The 13,503-nt window shown below is 66.0% G+C and carries 14 protein-coding genes; 3 read left to right on the forward strand and 11 right to left on the reverse strand.

Annotated features, from left to right (window positions below):
* Nucleotides 1–72: 72 nt before the first annotated feature.
* Genes AC54AF_RS04670 through AC54AF_RS04680 form a run of 3 tightly spaced genes read left to right on the forward strand, consistent with a single transcriptional unit; the run spans nt 73 to nt 3,387 of the window.
* Nucleotides 73–1,335, forward strand: coding sequence for a hypothetical protein (locus AC54AF_RS04670; protein ID WP_496635582.1), 1,263 nt, complete (start codon nt 73–75; stop codon nt 1,333–1,335).
* Nucleotides 1,336–1,345: 10 nt separating this feature from the next.
* Nucleotides 1,346–1,753 carry a type 2 periplasmic-binding domain-containing protein gene (locus AC54AF_RS04675; RefSeq protein WP_496635583.1) on the forward strand — a complete coding sequence of 136 codons (408 nt, stop codon included), beginning with the start codon at nt 1,346–1,348 and terminating at the stop codon, nt 1,751–1,753.
* Nucleotides 1,754–1,812: 59 nt separating this feature from the next.
* Nucleotides 1,813–3,387 carry a methyl-accepting chemotaxis protein gene (locus AC54AF_RS04680; RefSeq protein ID WP_496635584.1) on the forward strand — a complete coding sequence of 525 codons (1,575 nt, stop codon included), beginning with the start codon at nt 1,813–1,815 and terminating at the stop codon, nt 3,385–3,387.
* 97 nt (nt 3,388–3,484) lie between these two features.
* Here the strand turns inward: AC54AF_RS04680 and AC54AF_RS04685 are convergent, their stop codons facing one another.
* The 11 genes from AC54AF_RS04685 to AC54AF_RS04735 are packed head-to-tail and all read right to left on the reverse strand — an operon-like array spanning nt 3,485 to nt 13,396.
* Nucleotides 3,485–4,708 carry a M24 family metallopeptidase gene (locus tag AC54AF_RS04685; RefSeq protein WP_496635585.1) on the reverse strand — a complete coding sequence of 408 codons (1,224 nt, stop codon included), beginning with the start codon at nt 4,706–4,708 and terminating at the stop codon, nt 3,485–3,487.
* A 45-nt stretch (nt 4,709–4,753) separates the two neighbouring features.
* Complete coding sequence (locus tag AC54AF_RS04690) at nt 4,754–5,290, reverse strand: type II secretion system protein (RefSeq protein WP_496635586.1); 537 nt, start codon at nt 5,288–5,290, stop codon at nt 4,754–4,756.
* The gene (locus tag AC54AF_RS04695; RefSeq protein ID WP_496635587.1) at nt 5,277–5,660 is read right to left on the reverse strand and encodes a type IV pilin protein; all 384 of its coding nucleotides are present in this window, start codon (nt 5,658–5,660) and stop codon (nt 5,277–5,279) included. The genes AC54AF_RS04690 and AC54AF_RS04695 overlap by 14 nt, the downstream gene beginning before the upstream one ends.
* Before the next feature lie 5 nt (nt 5,661–5,665).
* Nucleotides 5,666–6,136: a type II secretion system protein gene (locus AC54AF_RS04700; protein ID WP_496635588.1), complete on the reverse strand. Its 471-nt coding sequence runs from the start codon at nt 6,134–6,136 to the stop codon at nt 5,666–5,668.
* A complete protein-coding gene (locus AC54AF_RS04705; protein WP_496635589.1) occupies nt 6,133–8,016 on the reverse strand; it encodes a secretin GspD/PilQ domain-containing protein in 1,884 nt (627 codons plus the stop codon). Before AC54AF_RS04705 ends, AC54AF_RS04700 begins: the two co-directional genes overlap by 4 nt.
* A 17-nt stretch (nt 8,017–8,033) precedes the next feature.
* Nucleotides 8,034–8,570, reverse strand: a complete 537-nt coding sequence (locus AC54AF_RS04710; RefSeq protein WP_496635590.1) for a hypothetical protein — start codon at nt 8,568–8,570, stop codon at nt 8,034–8,036.
* Complete coding sequence (locus AC54AF_RS04715) at nt 8,567–9,187, reverse strand: hypothetical protein (RefSeq protein WP_496635591.1); 621 nt, start codon at nt 9,185–9,187, stop codon at nt 8,567–8,569. The genes AC54AF_RS04710 and AC54AF_RS04715 overlap by 4 nt, the downstream gene beginning before the upstream one ends.
* Entirely contained in the window at nt 9,175–9,729 is a 555-nt protein-coding gene (locus AC54AF_RS04720) for a hypothetical protein (RefSeq protein ID WP_496635592.1), read from the reverse strand. The genes AC54AF_RS04715 and AC54AF_RS04720 overlap by 13 nt, the downstream gene beginning before the upstream one ends.
* A complete protein-coding gene (locus tag AC54AF_RS04725; protein ID WP_496635593.1) occupies nt 9,720–10,508 on the reverse strand; it encodes a hypothetical protein in 789 nt (262 codons plus the stop codon). The genes AC54AF_RS04720 and AC54AF_RS04725 overlap by 10 nt, the downstream gene beginning before the upstream one ends.
* On the reverse strand, nt 10,495–12,192 hold the full coding sequence (locus AC54AF_RS04730; protein WP_496635594.1) for a GspE/PulE family protein: 1,698 nt from the start codon (nt 12,190–12,192) through the stop codon (nt 10,495–10,497). Before AC54AF_RS04730 ends, AC54AF_RS04725 begins: the two co-directional genes overlap by 14 nt.
* 10 nt (nt 12,193–12,202) lie before the next feature.
* Nucleotides 12,203–13,396 (reverse strand): type II secretion system F family protein, encoded by a 1,194-nt coding sequence (locus tag AC54AF_RS04735; protein WP_496635595.1) that lies wholly within the window; start codon nt 13,394–13,396, stop codon nt 12,203–12,205.
* Between the last annotated feature and the right edge of the window lie 107 nt (nt 13,397–13,503).

Consider the following 13,503-nt stretch of genomic DNA (forward strand, 5'->3'; position numbering starts at 1 on the left):
CGGCCTTTTACGGCCGGTGAGCCATCGACCTCGAGCCCACTCCACGTTCACCGCTACGGGTATTTAATTACTATGAATAAACACGTCCTGATTTTCTTGCTGGCCATGCCCCTGGCCATCAGCCATGCCTATGCCGAAGAGGTCACCGGCCCCGCGGTCAAGATCAGCGGTTACGGCAGTGCCGCCCTGACCATGGCCGATACGGACAAGGCGCAGTTCGCGCGCCCGAACCAGGCTGCCGGCGCCGGCCGCACCGCCCGCACCGGCGTCGATTCCAACCTGGGACTGCAAGCCAATGTCACCGTCAACCCATGGCTGTCGGCCACCGTGCAGGGACTGGCGCGCAAGGATGGCGAGGATGATGTTGGCGCCGAACTGGCGTGGGCCTTCGCCAAGGCCAAGGTGTCCGACAGCTTCAGCGTGCGCGTCGGCCGCATGGGCCTGCCCGTCTTCATGATTTCCGATTACCGCAACGTGGGCTATGCCAATACCATGCTGCGCCCGCCCGGCGAAATGTATTCGCAGGTGCCCCTCAACAGCATCGACGGCATCGACGGCACTTACCAGTTCAGCGCTGGCGACACCAGCATCACCACGCAGCTGGCGCTGGGCCGCACCAAGGCCACCCTGGCCACCGGGCCTGATTCGACCGTACAGGTGGAAGGCAAGTCCATCGTCGCCCTCAATGTGGTGGCCGAACATGGCCCCGTCACCGTGCGCTTCGGCCGTGCCGAGACCAAACTCACCATCAACGATTCGCCCAGCCTGAATACCTTGATGGGCAGCTTGCGCGCGGCCGGCAGTGGCTACCGGATCGCCCAGCTTGGCGCCCTGGCCGATGCGCTGGAAGTCAAGGACAAGAAAGCGTCGTTCACGTCCGTGGGCCTGGGCCTGGACTGGAACAACGTCCTGGTGCAGTCCGAATATGCGAAGCGCAAGACGGACAGCTACGTCAGCGACAGCACCTCGTGGTACGTGATGGGCGGCTACCGCATCGGCGCCTTCCTGCCGTACTACAGCCACGCCAGCCTGAAGGCCGATGGCCGCGTGAACAACACCGTGCCGGCTGCCTGCCCTGCCGGCTATCCGGCCGCCTGCACGCCGACTCTGCGCGCCCTGTCGGCCGGCGTCGACACCTTGGCCACCATGCGCAACCAGCTCGAGCAATCGACGGACAGCATCGGCGTGCGCTGGGACTTCCACCGTTCTGCCGCACTGAAGGTACAGATCGACCGCATCAAGCCGAAGAATGGCCCGGGCCTGTTCGTGCAAGCCAAGCCAGGCTTCCGCGGTTCCGTCACGGTGGCCGCCGCCGCCATCGATTTCGTTTTCTGAGGAGCGCCGCATGAAATCATTGATCTTGAATGTGGCTGCCTTGCTGGCGCTGTCGACCGTTGCTCCCGCCATGGCCGAAGTGGTCGTGGTGGTCAATCCGAAGAGCGCCGCCGGCGCCATGACGAACGAACAGGTGGCGCAATTTTTCCTCGGAAAATCGACGGCCATGACGCCGATCGACCAGCCGGAAAGCGCTCCCGTGCGCGCCGAGTTCTACAAAAAGGTGACGGACAAGGAACCGTCGCAAGCGAAGGCCCTGTGGTCCAAGCTGGTCTTCACGGGCAAGGCGACCTTGCCGAAGGAAGTGGCCAATAGCGCCGACGTGAAGAAGGCCGTGGCCGCCGATCCGAAAGCCATCGGCTATATCGAGAAGAGTGCCGTCGACGGCACCGTCAAAGTGGTGCTGACGGCGCCATAAAGCCGGTTCGGGCCACGCGCCATGCGGCGGCCCGATACACATACCATCAGGAGACAGCAATGAGCATCAAACGCAAGATATGGGCGCTGCCCGTCGTCTCGGCCGTGATCTTCGGCCTGGGACTGGCCGTCAGTGCCTACCTGTCTACGGCCGCGCTCAATTCCATCCACGCCACCGAAAGCGCCGACTATCCCGTGCTCGACATGGCCAAGTCGCTGACGCTGGACGTGGCCTCCGTCGGCGATGGCTTACGCGACGCCGTTAGCGAAGGCGACAAGGAGCGCATCGGGCAAGTCGACGGCCAGGCCGACAAGCTGCGCGCCAAGCTGGCCGCCTTTGCCGCCATTCCCGGCCAGCGCGAGCAGGGCCAGCGCCTGGCCAAGCAATTCGATGCCTACTATGCGCCGGCGCTGAGCGCGGCGCGCATCATGCTGGAAATGGAAGAGGGAGATCCGCAAGCGACCGTGGCGCGCATGCAGGGCGCGCTGGCGGTGCTCAACACGGACCTGGCCAAGACCAACGAACAGGCGCAATTGCAGTTCAAGCAAGGCATCGAACGCAGCGCGGCCAACGTGCGCAATGCGCTCAATACCAGCATCGCCGTGGCGCTGGCCGTCATCGTCTGCCTGGCGGCCGTGTCGCACTTCGTCGTGCGCGCCATCTGGCAGCAGCTGGGCGGCGAACCAGAATACGCGCGCCAGATCGCGCGCGCCGTGGCCGATGGCGATCTCTCGATGGAGATTGCCACCGAGGCGGGCGACCAGGCCAGCCTGCTGGCGGCGCTGAAGGAGATGCGCGGCCGGCTGGCCGGGATGGTGTCCGGTATCAAGGCTTCCGCCGAAACCATCCAGGTGGCCAGCGCGGAAATCGCGCAAGGCAATGCGGACCTGGCCGCGCGCACGGAGTCGCAGGCGGGCAACCTGGATCAGACGGCGCGCAGCATGGACAGCCTGACCTCTACCGTGCGCGACAACGCCGCCAACGCGGGACAGGCGCATGAACTGGTGCTGTCGGCATCCTCGGTCGCCGTGAAGGGTGGGCAGGTGGTCAGCCAGGTGGTCACCACCATGGGCGAGATCAACGATTCATCCAGACGCATCGTCGACATCATCGGCGTTATCGACGGCATCGCCTTCCAGACGAATATCCTGGCCTTGAATGCGGCCGTGGAAGCGGCGCGCGCGGGCGAACAGGGACGCGGCTTTGCCGTGGTGGCATCCGAAGTGCGCAACCTGGCGCAGCGCAGCGCGGCAGCGGCGCGCGAAATCAAGCAATTGATCGGCGACTCGGTGGCCAGGGTCAATGTTGGTTCGAAGCTGGTCGACGAGGCGGGGCTGACCATGGGCCAGATCGTCGACTCTGTGAAAAAGGTGGCCGACATCATGGCCGAGATCAGCGCCGCCAGCCAGGCGCAAAGCGCCGGCATCGGTGATATCGGCGTGGCCATCGGCAGCATGGACCAGATGACGCAGCAAAATTCCGCGCTGGTGGAAGAAGCGTCTGCGGCGGCCGAATCGCTGCAGGAACAGGCCGTGCAGCTGGGCACGGCGCTGGCCGTGTTCAAGCTGGCGCAGGGAAGCGCTGTGTCGGATTACGCGCAAGGCGCTCCCGCGGCTTACCTGGCGTTGCGGTGATGTCGGATTACGCACTACGTGCCTCGGCGGCCCCGCTAATCCGACCTACCTGGCAGTACGGTAGGTTGGATCAGCGTAGCGTAATCCAACACCCGGCTTATGCGCGCAAGCCGAACGGATCGTCGATGCTGTGCGCCGGCTGCGTGAACCAGCGCGGACCGTTTTCGGTCATGTAGAAATGGTCTTCGTGGCGGATGCCGAATTCGCCGGGGATGCAGATCATCGGCTCGTTCGAGAAACACATGCCCACGTCGAGCGGCGTCGTGTCATTGCCCACCAGGTAAGGCCACTCGTGGATATCGAGGCCGATGCCGTGGCCCGTGCGGTGCGGCAGGCCGGGCAGCTTGTAGCCGGGGCCAAAGCCGTCCGCTTCCAGAGACACGCGCGCGGCGCGGTCCACGTCGCCGCAGGGCACGCCCAACTGCGCGGCGGCGAATGCGGCTGCCTGCGCCGCCTTTTCGCTGTTCCACACGCTGCGCTGGCGCGCGCTGATGGCGCCAAACACATAGGTGCGCGTGATGTCGGAGATGTAGTTCATCACCTGGCAGCCTGTGTCGATCAGTACCGTGTCGCTCGCCTTCAGGGTTTGCACATAGTTCACGCCATGCGGGTAGGCCGTCGCTTCGCCGAACAGCACGATGCAAAAATACGAGCGGGGCGCACCCACCTTGCGGTGCGCGCGCTGGATGAATTCTTCCACTTCCACCGTCGTGATGCCTTCGTACAGCATGCTGGCCGTGGCCACATGCACGGCCAGGGTCATGTCCATCACGCGCTGCATCAGGGCGATTTCCGCCGCTGACTTGCGGCTGCGGCAGTACGCCGTGACGGCGCGTGCGTTTTCTAGCGCATAGCCGGCGGCCAGCGGCCGGATGCCGTCGTAGATGAAGAAGGCGGCGCTTTCGCAGATGCCCACGCGCGGCGGCTGATTTGCGTCCTGGGCGATACCCATGCGCGCCAGCACGTCGACGAACAGCTGATACGGACTTGCATGCTCTTCCCAGCAATTGACACGGCCTTCGATGAGCATGAAGCCCGTCAAGGTGCTTTCCTCGAACGCGGGAGCGATGTATTCGATGTCGCCGCTGGCCGGCAGGATGGCGCCCACCATGCGTTCGCTGGCATACCATTTGGTGCCCGTGAAATAGGTGAGGTTGGCGCCCGCGTTCAGGTAGATGGCGGCGATGCCCTGCTCGCGCATGAACGCTTGCGCCTTGGCGATGCGCTGCGCATGTTCGTCCTTGCCGATGGCGGCCATGCCGCCCGTCATGTCCGACAACGATGCCAATGCCTGTTCGATGGAAGTGCCACCTATGCTCATGCCTGCTCCTTTGCTCGATGCTGAATATGGAATGCGGGCATGATATCAGTTCGCGCCTTTCGGCTTGAGACCGGGCGCGCCGCCGACGGCATCTGGCGTGGCCAGCACCAGGTCGTGCGGATAGGTGAAGTGCCAGTCCGCGTAGCGCTGCTTGCGGCGCAGGCTGGCGTCTTCGTCGAGAAAATTGTCCTGCTTGATGGGGAGCTGCGGCGACAGCGAATGGATGCCGACGATGCGCCCCTCCTGCCGCAGCACGCCCCATTCCGCCCTGCCCGTGACGGGGTCCGCATACAGGCGGCGCAAGTGCCGCCGGGCGTTGGCAAAGCGCGGGTCGCGCAGCAGTTCCTGCAAGGTCAAGGGATAGCGGGGCCGCCCGTCGTCCGGCGTGCTGTCGTAGTAGCGGCCCAGCGCATTGCGGAATTCATGGCCGATGAACAGCAGTTCGCGCTCCTTGTCGCGCCGCGCAGCCGTGGCATGCAATTCGCTGGCCAGCACCAGGCCCACGCCCATGAAGGCCACCAGCATCAGGGTCCAGATGTACGCAAAGCCCCGCGCGCGGCGTTGAAAACTAGAGCTGCTCAAAGGGGATGCCCTCGCGCGTCTTGCCCTTGGCGCCGCTGCGCACGTCGGCCACGCCGCCAATCTCGCCATTCGGCGAAGGGATCAGCTGCCAGGTGGTGGCGGACTCCGTGACCGGGTCCAGCGGCACGCTGCGGAAGTAATGGTGGGTGACCAGGTCGGCCAGCGCGGCTGGATACTCGCCCTTGTCGGCATAGTATTTATCCAGGCCGCTCCTGAGCACCTGCAGGTTTTCCTTCAGCGCGACTTCCTTGGATTTTTCCACCGAGCCGAAATAGCGGGGAATGGCGATCGTCAGCAGCAGCGAGATGATCGCCAGCACCACCAGCAGTTCGACCAGGGTAAAGCCTCGCCGCGGGCCAGTCGTATGCATGTCGGTCACCATTGATTGAGCGGCACGCCGTTCAGGCCCACCTTGGTCGAGCGCGAGGCGACGTCGAATACGTCCTCTCCCTCGCTGGGATTGTCGGGCGGCGAGGCATAGGCGCGCTTGCTCCAGCTGTCGGCCGCGCTGCCTTCTTCCCTGGGCTGGAACGGGTCGCGCGGCAGGCGGCGCAAAAAATAGATGTTCTGCTTCGAGGGACTGCGCTGGTCGGGTACCCCCTCGACCAGTTCATCGAGTTTCTTCGGATAGCCGGATGCGCCCAGCGACAGCTTGATGCGGCCATTGTCCGAGGCGCGCTTGTAGGCATCGATCGCCTCGCGCATCTCGATCAGGGCGCTGCGCAATTGCTGTTCCTTCGCCCGTTGCAAGGCCACCTGCGCCATCGGCACGGCCACCGTGGCCAGGGTCGCCATGATGGCCAGGGTGATCATCAGCTCGATGAAGGTAAATCCCTGCTGTCTCACTGGCCACCCTTGACCGTGGCCTTGTCGCCGACCGCAGGCGTTTCGTCGCCGCCCGTCATGGGCGAGCCGCTGCGCGGGGTGGTTTGCTCGGGCGCGGCGATGGCGTCAAGCGTGCCACCGACGCTGGCGCGGCCGCCCACGGACGCCTCGGTGCCGGAATTGAATTCGGCCGTCATCAGGTCCGGGCGGCGGATGCTGCGCAGCAGGCGCGGCGTGATCGACAGCACGATCTCGCTGCGCATGGCGTCGTCCTTCTGGCTGCCGAACAGGCGGTTCAGCACGGGCAGTTCGCCCACGCCCGGCACCTTGTTGGCCGTGCCCCGGTCTTCATCGCTGATCAGGCCAGCCAGCACCTGCGTCTCGCCATCCTTCAGGCGCAGGACTGTCGAGGCGCTGCGCGTGCCGATCTGGTAAGCCTGTGTGCCCGTCTTGCTGATCACTTCCTTGACCACATTCGATACTTCCAGGTTGATCTTGATGGCCACTTCGTCGTCCAGGTAGACGTTCGGCTCCACGTCGAGCTTCAGGCCCACGTCGATGTAATTGACGCTGTCGGAACTGACGCCGTTATTCGTCGTGACGGTAATGACGGGCACGCGGTCGCCGATGAGGATCTTGGCCTTTTCCTTGTTGCGCACGCGGATGCGCGGATTGGCCAGGATATTGCTGTCGCTGTCCGTCTTGTTGGCGTTCAGGGTGACGCCGCCGATGCCCAGGTTGATATTGTCGCCATTGATGCGGTGCAGGTCGGCCACCTTCAGGCCGCCCAGGCCTCCCGTGCTACCTGCGACGCCGGCCAGTGTCAGGCTGGCCTGATCCGGCCAGCGCACGCCCAGCTCCATCAGGCGCGTGCGCTTGACTTCCAGCACCTCGACTTCCAGCATCACTTCCGGGTCGGCCAGATCCTGCACGTTGATGATGCGTTCGGCCATGCGCACCATTTCCGGCGTATCGCGCAGCATGATGATGCCCAGTCGCTCGTCGGTGACGACGTCCTTGGCCTTGAGCAGGGTCTTGATGGAAAACGCCACCGTCTTGACGTCGGCATTGGCGAGAAAGAAGGTGCGCACCACGAGTTGCTGGTATTCCTTCACCTTTTGCGGCGTGTTCGGGTAAATCGTGATCGACTTGTCGCTGGTGACGCTTTGTTCCAGCTGGTTGGCGCCCAGCAGCATGGCAATCGCTTCTTCGATGCTGGTGTCGCGCACGGAAATGGTGGCGCGCAGGGCGGGGTCGACTTCCTTGTCGAAGACGAAGTTCAGGCCCGATACCTTGCTGAGAAGATCGAACACGGAACGCAGCGGCGCGTCGCGAAATTCCAGCGTCACGGGTTTGCGGTAGGCGGCCGCCAGCTTGCCGCCGACCGGCCGGGCGCTGGCCTGCGCGTCGCCGATGCGGCTTTTCAGGGCCAGCGCCTCGCGCTGCGCGGGGCGTTCCTGCAGCACCTGGCGCAAGGCTTCCTGCGCCTGCGCGATATTCGCTTCGCCGCCGCGCTGGTAGCTGGCCTGCGCTTCCTGCACCAGCTTGCGGTGCCGTTCCTCCTGCGCCACGCCGGCCAGGCCCCGCTGCGCCACGTCGTTGCTGGCGTCCAGCGCCAGCGCCTGCTGGTACAGCGCTTGCGCTTCGGGCAGCTTGCCCTGCTGGCGCAGCGCTTCCGCAGCGCCATTCAGCTTGTTCAGCGCGCGCATCCTGCCATTCGTGACGGCGATGCGGTACTTGGCGTTGGTCGGTTCGGCTTGCGCCGCCTGTTCCAACAGGGCCAGGCCCTGCTCCGTGCGGCCCGCGCCCAGCATGGCCTGGCCATCGTTGTAGGCCTGGTTGCCGGCGCAGGCGGCCAGCAGGGACAGCATCGGCAGCAGGGTGAGGACAGTGCGTGACATACGTGCGGCGCGTCGTTTCAATTGAGGTCCCCTACGGCGAGTGTCTGTTTCAGGTTGAGCGGCAGATAGGTAAATTGCAGGGCGCCCTGTACCACGCCATCGAAGCGGTAGCGCTCTTCGAGCGTGTCGCCTGGCCGCGCCACCACGTTGCGTTCGCCCGCCTGCAGGAAGTAGGCCGCCTTGCCTTCGTCGACGAAACGGCCGAGGAATTGAAAGGGCAGCGGTGGCGGCGCGTTCGCGTCGGCGCGGGCGGCGGGCAGCGCGGCCTGGGCCGCCTGCTGGTCGAGCATGATTTTTTTCGGCGTCTCCGGCTGCCAGCTTTGCTTGGCGAACAGGGTGGCTGCTTCCTCGTCGTCGAGCCCCCGGCGCGGTTCGATGGCCAGCGCGCGATTGGTTTGCGGCGCGGCGACTGCAGCGAGAGGCGCGACCGCCACCCGCTCCACCTGGCGCGTGGTGGCCGTGGCCGGTCCCACGATGCTGCCTTCATCCTCGGGCGCGAAGAGGGCGGCCAGCAAGGTCGCCACGGCGGCGCCTCCCAGTACGGCCTTTTTCATCGGCGTACCTCCGCCTTTTTCACCAGCAGGATGAACTGGATGCGCGCGTCGATCTCGCCCGCCTCGATCTGCTCGCGCTTGAAGAGCACGGAGTCGAGCGTCAGGGTGGGCAGCGCTTGCAGGGCGTCGACGATAAAGGCTTGCAGCTGTGCGTATTCGGCCTTCACGGGCAGGGTGATCTGGTAGCGCAAAAAGGCCGTGTTGCCGTCTTCCTGCGGCTTGTAGTCGGCCTTGGCCAGGGTGACGCCGCTCTTTTGCGCCACGTCCAGCAATGCCTTCAGTTGTTCGGGAATGCTGTCATGCGCGGGCAGGTAGGCGTGAAAGGCGGCCAGGCTGTCCGCATCGGCATCGAGCGTGATGGGTGCCGGCGGCAGCGCCGACTGTCTGGCAGCTGTGGCCAGTTGCGCCGCCAGTTGCTGCTGGCGCGCTGCCAGCGCATCGCCCTGCCGCAGGGCGAAAGCGGCCAGTGCCAGGCAGGCCGCGCCGATGGCGCAGGGCCAGCCCAGGCTACGCCACAGGCGTTGCGCTTCCCACTGCAGGCGCGGCGGCATGCGTAGCTGCAGGCGCGGACGGGCCAAGGGCGTGCTGGCTTTGAATACGGGTTTTATTGCCGCCATTGCGCCTCCAGCTGAAAACGGTAAGGGTGTGCGGGGGCGTTCGCATTCGCTTTACTGCTTATTTCGTGTTTGAGCAAGTACACGGAGCTGAACATGGGCTGCTGGTTCAGGAAGGCCAGGTAGTTGAGCATGTCCTGCGGCGTTTCCGCTTCGGCGGCGATCTTCAGGACGCTGGCGCCATCCTGTCCCTGCTGCGCATTCAGATCCAGTCCCAGAAGCGCCACGCGCACGTCGCGCGGCGCCTGCACCGTCCTGACCAGGCGCGTGACGGGCAGGTTAAGCTGGCGCACGGCGGCGGCCACCTGTTTCAGTTCGAGGTCGCGTTCGCGCCGCTGGCTTGCCGAAAGGGGCGCGCGCACGGGACGCGCGGGCTGCAGCTGCGCCAGTTGCGCTTCCAGGCGCCGCGTTTCCTGCGCCTGCACCAGCCAGTACAAGGCGGCCGGCAGCAGCAACAAGCCGCCCGCCAGGCACAGGGCCAGGCGCCAGCCCTTGAACGTCTGCACTGCGCCGGGCGCCAGCAATTCCAGGCGGCTCAGGCCCATGCGGCCTCCCGCATCAGGTGGGCGGCGCCGGCCACGGCGAGGGGCTGGAAGCGCGCCGGCAGATCCTCCTGCGGCATGCCGCTCAAGTCGAGCAGCGCCACGTGCTCGATGGCGTCGAGCTGCGGCGCGCGCAAGTTCCAGCGCCGCCATGCCCGATCCAGTTCGTCGCCCCAGGCGCCGCCGCAGGCCTGGCTGTGCAGGGCCGTGATGCGCCCGCCGCCCGTCGTTGCCAGCAGCAGTCGTCCCGCTTCCACCAGGGCGAAGGCGTTTGGCTTGCCGCCGGCGATGCTGCGCCAGGCCGGCCCGACGATGGGTTCGATGGACAGGCAGCGCCGGCCATGCGCTGCCGCCGCATCCTGCACGCCTTGCAGCAGGGCCGCATCGATGCCGCAGGCCAGGCGCGGCTTGCCATAGGGCGCATCGTCGGCGGCCAGGCGCCAGGCGCGCACGCCATCGCCGTAGACGGCAGCAAACTGGCTATGCAGGAAGCGCTGCGCGCTGCTCCGCTCGAGCAGGGCGCCGCTCCACGGCACCATCAGCATGGCGCACCAGCGGCTGGCCAGGCTGACGGCCAGCGGCAGTTTTTTGCCGCCATCGTGTTCGAGCCAGCCGCGCAGGGCGGCCAGCGCCACTTCCCAGCTGGCATCGGGGTTCAGGATCGGCAGGTGGAAGGCGCTGTCGGTCACGGGACGGCCGGCGCGGCGCAGCACGCCGTCCAAGCCGTGCGGCGCCAGGTGCAGGCACACGGTGGCGCGGCTAATGCGTTCAATAAGTGACACGATTGAGCTCCGCTAAAGTGGTTTCGCCGCGCCGCACCAGGTCCAGCCCCGCTTCGCGCGCCAGGCGAAAGCCGTTGCGCGCCGCTTCTTCCTTCATCTGGCTCAGGGGGGCGCGCGTGCAGATCATTTCCCGCATGGCGTCGCTGAGCATCAAGACCTCGGCGACAGCCTTGCGGCCCTTGTAGCCGGTGCCGCGGCAGTGGCCGCAGCCCTTGCCTGCCATGAATTGCCAGTCCTGCACCTGGTGCAGTGCCAGGCCGCTGTCGCGCAGCTGCTGCGCATCGGCCAGCACTTCGGCGCTGGCGTCGACGGCGCAATGGGCGCAATTGAGGCGCAACAGGCGCTGCGCCACGATGCCGTTCAGGGCCGCCGCAAAGCTGTAGGCATCGACGCCCATGTGCAGGAAGCGCCCGACCACGTCGAACACATTATTCGCGTGCACGGTGGTAAACACCAGGTGGCCCGTGAGCGCCGCCTGCACGGCGATCTGCGCCGTTTCGTCGTCGCGGATTTCGCCGATCATGATCTTGTCGGGGTCGTGGCGCAGGATGGAGCGCAGGCCGCGCGCGAACGTCAGGCCCTTCTTTTCGTTGACGGGGATCTGCAGCACGCGCGGCAGCCGGTATTCGACGGGGTCTTCGATGGTGACGATCTTGTCGCGTCCCGTGTTGATCTCCGTGATGGCCGCGTACAGGGTTGTGGTCTTGCCGGAACCGGTGGGGCCCGTCACCAGCAGCATGCCGTGCGGCTTGGCGGCCAGGCGGCGGATCTGCTCGATGGCATCTTCGTTCAGGCCCAGGCTTTCCAGGCGCAGCGCCTGCGCCGCCTCCGTCAGCGCGCGCCGGTCCAGCAGGCGCAGCACGGCGTCCTCGCCAAAGATATTGGGCATGATGGAAACGCGAAAGTCGATCTCCGCCCCTTTGACGCGCACCTTGAAGCGGCCGTCCTGCGGGATGCGCCGCTCGGCGATATCGAGGTCGGCCATGACCTTGATGCGCGAGATGATCTGCTCGGCCATCTGCAGCCCCTGCACCTGGCCCGCTTGCACCAGCACGCCGTCGACGCGGTATTTGATGACCAGGCTGGCCACGTCGCATTCGAGGTGGATGTCGCTGGCCTGGAATTTCAGGGCGTCGTAGATGGTGGAGTTGACCAGTTTGACCACCGGGCTGCTGTCTTCGCTGATGCGGATCAGCGAGATATCCTCGATGCTCTGGTCGAGGCCCGGCACATCGTCACCGTGCTGCATTTCCTGCATCGCCTGCTGCACGCTTTCCTGCTGCAGCAAATAGGCGGCCAGGTCGTCCGGGTGCGCCAGCGCCACCGTGAAGGGCGTGGACAGGGCGAAGTCGGCCCACTGCAGCAGGTCCTCGGCGAACGGGTTGCCTATGATGAGCACGGGCGGCGCGCCGGGGACGCCCGGCTGCAGCAGCACGCAGTCGCGCTGGGCGCAATCCGTGTAGGGCAGCAGGGCAAAGGCGGGCAAGGCGGCCTGCAGCTCGGCCATCGTCCAGGCCGGGTAGCGGAACAGGGCGGCCAGCTGGCGCAAAAAGACTTCGGGCGGCAGGGCCGCCGTTTCCTGCAGCACGGCCATCTGCGGGCGCCCCTGTTCCAGCGCGCTGGCGTGTGCCCGGCGCAGCATGGCGGCATCGAGGACGGTGCGTTCTTCGTCGCGCGCGTTCATTGCATGATTCTCAAGACAAGCTCCCGGCCAGTTCAAAGATCGGCATGTACATCAGCACCACCACGCCGCCGATCACCACGCCGATGATGGTCATCAAGAGCGGTTCGAGCAGGCGCGACGCCCAGTCCACCCAGCGGGCGAATTCCTCGTCGTGGAACTTGGCCGAGCGTTCCAGCATGTCGCCCAGGCGGCCCGTGTTCTCTCCCACTTTCAGCAGCGATTGCGCCACGGGCGTGGCCATGCCGGCCTGTTCCAGCGCGGTAGAAAACGGCATGCCCTCCTGCACCGCGCGGCGCGCCTGCGCCAGCTGCTCCTGCTGCGCCGGCAGCAGCATGGGCGCGACCATGGCCAGCGCCTTGTGCAGCGGGATACCGGCGTGCAGTAGCAGGCTGAGAGCCCTGTAGAAGCGCGCCAGGCGAAATTCGGCCGCCTTCCCGGCCAGCACGGGCAGGCGCAGCAGGCGCAAGACCAGGGCCTGGCGCGCGCCGGCATTGGCGATGCCAAAGACCACGGCGGCCACCACGGCCGCCAGCGCGCTGGCGCACAGCAGCGGATACGCGGCCAGGGTCTGGCCAAAGCTGAGCAGCATTTGCGACATCCAGGGAATCTCGCGGCCCGAGCTTTCATACACGACGCTGAACTTCGGCACCACGTAGCCGAGCAGGAAAAGCGTGACCAGGCCGCCGACGACGAGCAGCATGCACGGGTAGATGGCGGCGGAAATGAGTTTTTTGCGGATGGCGTCGAACTGCAGCTGGTAGCCGACGAAGCGCGCCAGCGCCTCGGGCAGGTTGCCCGAGCGTTCGGCCGCATGCACGGTGGCGATGTAAATGTCGGGGAAGATGTCGGGGAAACCGGCCAGGGTGTCGGAAAAGCTGAGGCCCTGCTGCAAGGTGAGCACGATGGCGGCCAGGGTGGCCTTGGCGCCCGCGCGTGTTTCCTTGTTGTGCAGGGTGGCCATGGCCTCGCCCAGATTCAGGCCCGCTTCGAGCAGGGCCAACAGCTCCTGGCTGAATTGCAGCAGGGGCAGGCCCTGTTTGCCGGGACGCAGCGCGGCGCCCGCGTCTGACGTGGCGCCGGCGTCGACGGCCAGCACGCGCCAGCCGCCGCGCACGGCCGCGCGGATCGCCTCGGCCTCGCTGGCGGCGTCGATGGCCAGCGCCTGGCTGCCCGCCGGGCCCTGCACCTGGAGGTGGAACTGCATCGTCGGCTCAGGCGAGCATGGTGGCAGGCGTGAAGATGACGTGAGAGGAAGAAGGGAATGCGCGTGCGGACAAGGTCGAAGTAGGCATCGGTCAGGAACCATCCAAA

This window comes from Janthinobacterium sp. JF4, from assembly GCF_059617925.1.